This is a genomic window from Lysinibacillus sp. UBA6686, from assembly GCF_002455205.1.
Lineage (GTDB): Bacteria > Bacillota > Bacilli > Bacillales_A > Planococcaceae > Lysinibacillus > Lysinibacillus pakistanensis.
Window position 1 is genome coordinate 84,836 of the sequence record NZ_DKJS01000001.1, and the last position, 7,764, is coordinate 92,599.

At 31.3% G+C, this 7,764-nt stretch carries 8 protein-coding genes; 6 read left to right on the plus strand and 2 right to left on the minus strand.

Annotation, left to right across the window (positions count from 1 at the left end; all coding sequences use genetic code 11):
- Positions 1–86: 86 nt before the first annotated feature.
- Positions 87–686, minus strand: coding sequence for a TetR/AcrR family transcriptional regulator (locus B2R82_RS00410; RefSeq protein WP_286922984.1), 600 nt, complete (start codon positions 684–686; stop codon positions 87–89).
- 170 nt (positions 687–856) lie between these two features.
- Between B2R82_RS00410 and B2R82_RS00415 the strand changes: the two genes are divergently transcribed.
- From B2R82_RS00415 to B2R82_RS00430, 4 genes are all read left to right on the plus strand, one after another.
- Complete coding sequence (locus B2R82_RS00415; protein WP_286922985.1) at positions 857–1,645, plus strand: tyrosine-protein phosphatase; 789 nt, start codon at positions 857–859, stop codon at positions 1,643–1,645.
- Between the two features lie 37 nt (positions 1,646–1,682).
- Positions 1,683–2,564, plus strand: coding sequence for an alpha/beta fold hydrolase (locus B2R82_RS00420; protein ID WP_286922986.1), 882 nt, complete (start codon positions 1,683–1,685; stop codon positions 2,562–2,564).
- 422 nt (positions 2,565–2,986) lie between these two features.
- Positions 2,987–4,258 (plus strand): alpha/beta hydrolase family protein, encoded by a 1,272-nt coding sequence (locus B2R82_RS00425; protein WP_286922987.1) that lies wholly within the window; start codon positions 2,987–2,989, stop codon positions 4,256–4,258.
- Positions 4,212–4,517, plus strand: a complete 306-nt coding sequence (locus tag B2R82_RS00430) for a DUF1648 domain-containing protein (protein WP_286922988.1) — start codon at positions 4,212–4,214, stop codon at positions 4,515–4,517. Before B2R82_RS00425 ends, B2R82_RS00430 begins: the two co-directional genes overlap by 47 nt.
- Before the next feature lie 53 nt (positions 4,518–4,570).
- Here B2R82_RS00430 and B2R82_RS00435 read toward each other — a convergent pair whose 3' ends face one another.
- Complete coding sequence (locus tag B2R82_RS00435) at positions 4,571–5,422, minus strand: TetR/AcrR family transcriptional regulator (protein ID WP_286922989.1); 852 nt, start codon at positions 5,420–5,422, stop codon at positions 4,571–4,573.
- A gap of 117 nt (positions 5,423–5,539) precedes the next feature.
- Here B2R82_RS00435 and B2R82_RS00440 point away from each other — a divergent pair, with 117 nt between their 5' ends.
- Positions 5,540–6,955, plus strand: a complete 1,416-nt coding sequence (locus B2R82_RS00440) for an MDR family MFS transporter (protein WP_286922990.1) — start codon at positions 5,540–5,542, stop codon at positions 6,953–6,955.
- Positions 6,956–6,981: 26 nt separating this feature from the next.
- The gene (locus tag B2R82_RS00445) at positions 6,982–7,629 is read left to right on the plus strand and encodes a FusB/FusC family EF-G-binding protein (protein WP_286922991.1); all 648 of its coding nucleotides are present in this window, start codon (positions 6,982–6,984) and stop codon (positions 7,627–7,629) included.
- Positions 7,630–7,764: the final 135 nt, after the last annotated feature.

Here is a 7,764-nt window from a genome sequence, read left to right on the forward strand (position 1 = left end):
GTATTTCAACAACATGAAAAGTACCACAATTTTCGGTTTGTGGTACTTTTAAAGCTTTGTGGAATATCTCTGTAATATAGCATATATTAATTTTTTTCTTTTAATAATCCTTCTACTACAAATTCAATAATCTTATCTTTCACAATAGGGAAAATATCGTCACCTATTTCACTTTTGTGTAAACGTAATGTCATCACGGCCTGCATAATTCCTACAATCACTCTAGGGTCATTTTTTGGCATTGTCCCTTGCTCCATGAGGAAGTTAACCGCCTCAATACCTCTCCTTGCATTCATTTGATTAAACTCTGACATTTGGGCTGGTAATTTACGTAACAGTCGATCATGTTCATCATTTTGAAAAACTTGTTGTAGAAAAGGATTTTTTTCGACTGAATCAAAAGAAAAATGAAAGAATGAATGTAATAACTCTTTTGATGTAAGATTTTTTCGAAACAGTTCATTCAGAACTTCCTCTCGAATTTCTACTTCATTAATTAATATTTCATAATAAAGCTCTTCTTTAGAATTGAAAAATTTATAAAATGTTCCTTTGGCAATACCACATTCTCTAATGATTTCATCAATACTCGTCTTTGCGAGACCGTATTTAATAAAAATATTACGACCTTTTGTCAAAAGATCTTGTTTAATGTGCTCCTTTTCGTTATCAGTAAATTTTGGCATTGAGTATCTCCTTTGATTTTTATATGACTTTTTGTGGATTTATAGTCACATCTAATTTATACTATACCATATATAGTCAAAATAAAAATGATGCTATCTTTATTATTTTTGTGACTATATAGACTTTTAAAGTCATAAAAAATTTGAATTGAAAAATTAAGGAGAAGAATATGAATGCTATTGGAGAAAATCTGGTTAAATTTGATGGACTTTATAATTTCCGAGACATTGGGGGTTTTATAACGAATGATGGAAGGGTAATGAAAAAGGGTATGCTTTTTCGCTCTGATGAGTTATCAAGGCTTTCTGTAAAAGATATAGATATATTTAATGATTTTAACATTAAACTAATCTGTGATTTAAGAACAGACCGGGAAAGAAAATCAAAGCCTAGTAAAATCTTATTAGAACAAGCTATAAAGGTGAAGAACATTTCTATTCAAGATAGAAGTCAAGAATTCACACGTTTTGAATTCTTCAAATTTCTAGTAAGTAAATCAAACTCAGTAAATTTTGAACGAATGATGAAAGAAATGTACTATAATATGGCCTTTATTAACAACTCAAAAATTAATGAAGTGATTACATTGCTTTCTAAGCAAAATCATTTGCCTGCCTTAATTCATTGTACTGGGGGGAAAGATCGAACCGGTTTCATTTCTGCACTAATACAATTGCTGGTTGGAGTTCCATATCATAAAGTAATGGAAGAATATTTGTACTCTAATCATCTTATTGAACCTAAAATGAGAAAAGTGGAGAAAATGATTAAATGGATGAGCCTTTTCCAAGTCTCTTCAGAGAAAATAAAACCAATGCTAGAAGTTCGGGAAGAATATTTAGATGATGTTTATCATGAAATCATTAAACAATATGGTGATATAGAAAATTATTTATATGAGGATTGTGGTATAAAGAAAGAGTGTTTATCAACATTAAAAAATATGCTACTTGAATAAATACACTGTTTAAAACAGTTTTTTATTTAATTTTTATATGACTAATAGAACGTTAAAAGTCATATGTTCTTTAAAACTATTTGAAATGAGTGAGAAGATGTTTAAGAATTACTTCCAAACAAAGGATATTCGTTTATTTTATGTGAGAACTAAATTAGAGGGAAAACCGATATTACTACTCCATGGTGGCATTTCAAGTTGGGAAGCTTTTGTGACAATTATTCCTGAATTAGAGGAATACGGATGTATTTATGCCCTTGATTTAAGGGGACATGGTAACTCGGATAAGAATGTTGAAAAGTATAGCCTGAAAGATTATGTGACTGATGTTGTCCAATTTATGAAAGAAACAATTTCTGAACCCCCGATTATTTTTGGTCATTCTCTTGGCGGTATGATTGGCATTCAAATAGCTGCATATTATCCTGAACTAGTGAAAGGGTTAATAATTGGAGAATCGCCTTTAAATTTAGAAGTATTAAGGGAAAGTTCTAAAAGCCTAGAAAAGTGGCAGGCATTTAAAGAAAATTTTAAAGAGCATAAAGGAGAATTGAAAGTAGGAAAAAATAAAATACAACAAGATAAAAAAGATTCTGCACTAATGGAATTTATGATAAAAAGTGTTTTGTTAACAGATTCCAACGTAATAACTGCTATGGTCGATGAATTTGAAGATACATTTAAGTCATATGATATTCATTATTTACTACCGATGATTAAATGTCCCGTATTAATATTACAAGGTAATCCAGAACTTAAAGCTATTATAAGGGATGAAGATGTAGAAACAGCTTTAAGACTTTTACCTCATGCTAAGCATATTAAACTATTGCATGCAGGGCATACATTGCATATAGAGGATAAAAATGCGGTATTACAAGCGATTCTACCATTCATAGAGAAATTTAATGGCATATAAATCATAAGAAATTTGAAACAGCCAGATTTACATTTGGCTGTTTTACTGTAGAAAAATATTAATATAGCATTGACAAAGTATAAGTTTTTAGCTAAAGTACGATTGTACTTGAGTTCAAAAAAAAATACTTATGTTTATTTGTGTTTGGAATCTCTTTTCTGAGTGGGAAAAAGACATTCGTTTATAAATAAGGGGAGGTTATTTTGAGGATATTAGAAGCTTTAGTTTTATTTATATCTATAATTTCATTCTTTTGTATAATTTTTTACAAAATAGAAAAGCGAAAAGCAATGATAGTAGTTGCCGTTATAATTTATCTTTTTGTAGCGCTTCAGATAATCTTAGAAGGGTATCGGTGGCAAATGCTTTTGGGGTATTTTGCACCTTTGATTTTAATTATAGCAAGTAAACTTTTTTTGCTCTTGAAAAACAAAAAAAAATATTGGATGCAATCGGGAATCATTACCTTTTCAATTATTTATATGATTATCATGGTAGGATTGCCACTTCTATTTCCGATCTTTTCATTTGAAAAACCAACAGGAAATTACTTTATAAGTACCAATTCGTACCACTTAATAGATAAAAACCGGAAGGAAGAACAGGCATTAGATAAGGATAAATATCGTGAACTTATGATTCAAATTTGGTATCCAAGTAAAGAAACAAATTCCTTTCAGCCTGAGCCCTATATTGAAAATGTGGGAGCAATAACCAATGGACTTCAACGAGCACTGTCAATTCCCAAATGGACTTTAAGTCATTTAAATCTTGTTAATGCTTACGCTCGGAAAAATCTCACAATTGCAGATGATAGAGACAATTTCCCTATACTTATTTTTTCTCATGGTATGACAGGTTTTCGGAATCAAAATACATTTCAAATAGAAGAATTAGTAAGTCACGGCTATATTATTGTTGGAATTGACCACGTTTATGATGCAGCAGCTACTGTTTTTCCAAACGGCAAAGAGATATTGTTGGAGCAAAATAATTTATCTGGTTTTGAAAAGCTTGACCCACACATGAAGATTTGGACAGATGATATATCATTTGTCTTGGATACATTAGAAAAATGGAACAGTGGCAATGATATAGACATATTTAAGGACAAATTAAATATGAAGAAAATAGGAATGTTTGGACATTCGTATGGGGGTGCTGCGGCTGCACAAATGTTGTTGAAGGATTCTCGGATAAAAGTAGCCTTGAATATGGATGGAGTGTTGTATGGGGAGCGAATTCCAGAGACAGGTTTTTTAAAGCCCTATATGCAAATAAATGCAGAAAAAAGCATTGATAAATCTGTTTTTGATGCTGCCTTAGATACTGCTGTTTCTCTAAGCGGGAAATCAAGGTCTTCCTATGAGGAATTTTGGAAAGAAAGTCAGCAAAGACGAGAGAATGCCTTAAAGGGTAAAGGGTTTTCATTATCTATTCGTAACACATCTCATATGAGCTTCACAGATTTTCATTTATTCTCACCGCTATTAAGTAATAAAGGAGAGGATATTAGAAAGGTTCACAAAATTATTAATGAAATTAGCCTAGCTTATTTTGATAAATATCTGATGGAAAAAGAAAACACGTCTATCTGGGAATTGATAAATAAATATCCAGAAGTTGAACTCCAAAGAGGAGGGGTAAATGACTATCAAAAGAGTAAGAAATTATCATCATCAATGGCTTTTTAATAAAAAAATACAAATTTATATTATTATTTTTTCTTTTATTTTCGCAGTCATTGCACTGTGGTTTATTCCAGAGAAAATACCGATTCACTTTAATGCTTTGCAACATACAGATATTTCAATAACTAAATATATGGGTGTCTTTATTTTTCCTACTCTTATGACATCCTCATATTTAATAAGACAATGGCATTGGCAAACATATTTTTTATTTTATTTCTTTTTTATTCTCCATCTACTATTAATTTGGCTGGCGATATAAAGATTGTCAACAAAGTCTTTTTTGTGACTTTGTTGACAATTTAAGAAATTAATTTATTTATTGTTTTGTTTATGGATAATATTAAATACTTCATTCAAAAGCTGTTCAGTTCCTGGAAGAGAGGGGGATAGTATTTTTAATTGTCGAATAGCTCCTTCGCAAACACCCCATCTTATATATGAGCTTTGAATTTCCTCTAAAATAAAATTAATTATTTCTTGAGCTTCCCGTGAAAATTTATAATCATTTGATGTTAATAATTTTTGTATCTTACTAATGGTGGTTTCTTGATCTTCACATGTACTTAATGATGTATATGGGAATAGAATTTGAGTGGTTTGCTTTGTTATTTCAATATTTTTTTCTAAACGTAAAATATTATAATCTAAAATATCTGAACTATTGAGCTTTAGCTTCATTTGATCAGAATACCTGAATTGATAGCCTAATCCTCCAATAAAGTGAGTAGATAAATCCATAGCACTCTCTTCTATTTCATTACCATAAACCTCAATTAAGCGATTCGCTAGCCAGTTCAGCTCCTTATAATGGCTATTGGCCATATATTTTTGCAGCTCCTCATCATTTTCTCCTAAAGAAATATTATATAACTCTGCAATTTTTTCAGTTCCATAGATGGAATGTTTTACCCGAAGCTGAGAATAAAAAATGTGCTTATCATTAGGCTGACCTTCAATCAACAACATATTTTGTTGTTCTTCAACTTTCTCATCAACCTTTTGAATAATATAAAGAATTAATTGGGATTTTGTAGAGAAGTAATTATAAAATGTCCCTTTTGATACTTTAGATTGCTCCAAGATATCTTGGATTGCAGTATCGTGATAGCCTTTTGTCCGAAATAGCTGTTTTGCCACTTCAATGATTTTTTCTTTTTTACTCATATTTTTTAACTCCTCAAAAAATGATTGACATTATTATTATACCATATTATCATAAAAATGAACTCGAGTACAAAATAATATACAAAAGTTCATTTGTGGTGAGAGGAAGTAAACGATATGAAAATAAATAACATACAACCCATTGATATAAATGGAAATGAGTTCAAGCGAGCTGGATTTGTCCTTGTTTTACTGGCAGGAACCTTTTTAACGATTATAAACCAAACCTTGTTGGTGACTGCTTTACCAAAGATAATGGGAGATCTAGATATCAATGCTATAGATGCACAATGGCTCATCACATCATTTATGCTAATCAGTGGCATAATGATTCCTACTTCTGCATTTTTGTTAAATACTATAACTAATAGAACTTTATTTTTTATAGCAATGGGTAGCTTTGCAATAGGAACGGTTATTTGTGGACTTAGTACAACATTTACTACCTTGCTTTTAGGGCGGATTGTGCAAGCTATTGGATCAGGTTTAATGATCCCTTTAATGCAGACGCTTATGTTTATGGTTTATCCAGCAGAACGGAGAGGGGAAGCTATGGGATTAGTAGGAATTGTTATAGCATTTTCTCCTGCAATCGCTCCAACAGTATCTGGTTGGATTGTTGATTATTATGAATGGCGCTACTTATTTTATATACTTCTTCCAATTGTAGGGGTTAACATTTTGCTAGCATTCTTTTTTATGAAAAATATGATTAAATTAACAAAACCTAAGCTTGATGTTTTCTCTTTATTACTTAGTAGTTTAGGTTTAGGCTCACTTTTGTATGGGATAAGTATTGCAGGAAATGTTGGATGGCAAAATAAGATTTCTTGGGTAGCTTGCATAATAGGAATTGTCATCATCATACTTTTCTCCCGTCGCCAATTTAAATTAGCACAACCGTTTTTAGAGTTAAACGTATTTAAAAGCAGAACTTTTACGCTGTCTACCATCATTGTCGGCATTATTTTTATGACAATGATTGGTTCAGAAATTCTATTACCTATTTATACACAATCGGTAAAGAAATTTTCAGCCCTTCAATCTGGTCTAATCTTACTTCCAGGTGCTCTTGTTTTAGGTGTCATTTCACCAATTGCCGGGAAACTATTTGATAAGTACGGTATAAAAAAAATAGCGATGATAGGTATGTTTATTTTAACTATTTCATCACTTCCTTTTTTATTTCTTACTAAGGAGACAGCAACTTGGTGGATTGTTTGTCTATATTCATTAAGGATGCTAGGAATGGGATTAGTAGCTATGCCATTAGCTACAGCAGGAATAAATGCACTACCAAATAAATTAATAAGCCACGGATCGGCCATTAATAATACTGTGCGCCAAGTGTTTGCTTCATTAGGTTCTGCCATAATGGTAGGGATTATGTCAGCCACAGTAAGTAATTCTGAGGGGAGCTCTGCTTTGCTGAAAGGACTTAATAATGGCTTTATGTCTGCTTTCTTTCTAATAGTAGCAGCATTTATTTTATGCCTTTTTATAAAATCAAAAGAAACAACAGATGAAAATTAAAAATCAAAATATAGGAGTGATTTTAAATGACACAAATAATTCAACCGTTTTTAACAGTCGCCAACTATCATTTACTTGAACAGCAAATGAATAAAATTTTGCAAACACTTGCAACAACAAAGGATAAAAATGTCATACTAGCTGTACGTGGTATTGTTGATAGTGAAATTACAGCTAAATTAGTGCTGTCTGTTGAGGAAGCTCAACTTATCGAACAACTTTTTAATGTTACAGATCGAGTGCAGGGTGAAGCGTATTTAGAACAATTAAAACCCTATGTCATACCATTTAAAGCAGTCACACCAAGTATATTGAAAAGCCTATTTAAAAAGGAAAAAAAGCTAAAGTTACCAAACCTTGAAGAAATCGATTTACAGCAAATTTGTTATTTCACTTGGGATGATTACGGTACACATCGAAAATATGTCGTGATTGAGAAGGATGAACAGTTTAAAGCGATTAAAGGCACAATCTCTAATGAAACAATTAAAGGAATATGTTCTATTTGTAACCGTCACGCTGATGTTCACTTGTTTACTACTTCAGTTAAAGGACGAGAGATTGGAACATTTACAAATCACAGTAATTATATTTGCGTAGATAGTCAACAATGTAATCAGCATATAACTGATTTAGAAAAAACAAAATCGTTTTTTGAACGTATTACTCAATAGGAACAGTCTAAAAATGGATTTGGAAAATCTTTAATTCCAAATTCATTTCATAGTGTTGAAAAACTAAACGGTCAAGGGACTCTTTGTGAATATTTAGTGAAAATGAAGGTGATTTCCGTTCCAGTCTACTCGCTT

Excerpts from the sequence above, each read along its gene's own strand:
- B2R82_RS00440 (WP_286922990.1), top strand. The coding sequence starts at position 5,540 with ATGAAAATAAATAACATACAACCCATTGATATAAATGGAAATGAGTTC.
- B2R82_RS00420 (WP_286922986.1), top strand. The coding sequence starts at position 1,683 with ATGACTAATAGAACGTTAAAAGTCATATGTTCTTTAAAACTATTTGAA.
- B2R82_RS00430 (WP_286922988.1), top strand. The coding sequence starts at position 4,212 with ATGACTATCAAAAGAGTAAGAAATTATCATCATCAATGGCTTTTTAAT.
- B2R82_RS00445 (WP_286922991.1), top strand. The coding sequence starts at position 6,982 with ATGACACAAATAATTCAACCGTTTTTAACAGTCGCCAACTATCATTTA.
- B2R82_RS00415 (WP_286922985.1), top strand. The coding sequence starts at position 857 with ATGAATGCTATTGGAGAAAATCTGGTTAAATTTGATGGACTTTATAAT.
- B2R82_RS00435 (WP_286922989.1), bottom strand. The coding sequence starts at position 5,422 with ATGAGTAAAAAAGAAAAAATCATTGAAGTGGCAAAACAGCTATTTCGG.
- B2R82_RS00410 (WP_286922984.1), bottom strand. The coding sequence starts at position 686 with ATGCCAAAATTTACTGATAACGAAAAGGAGCACATTAAACAAGATCTT.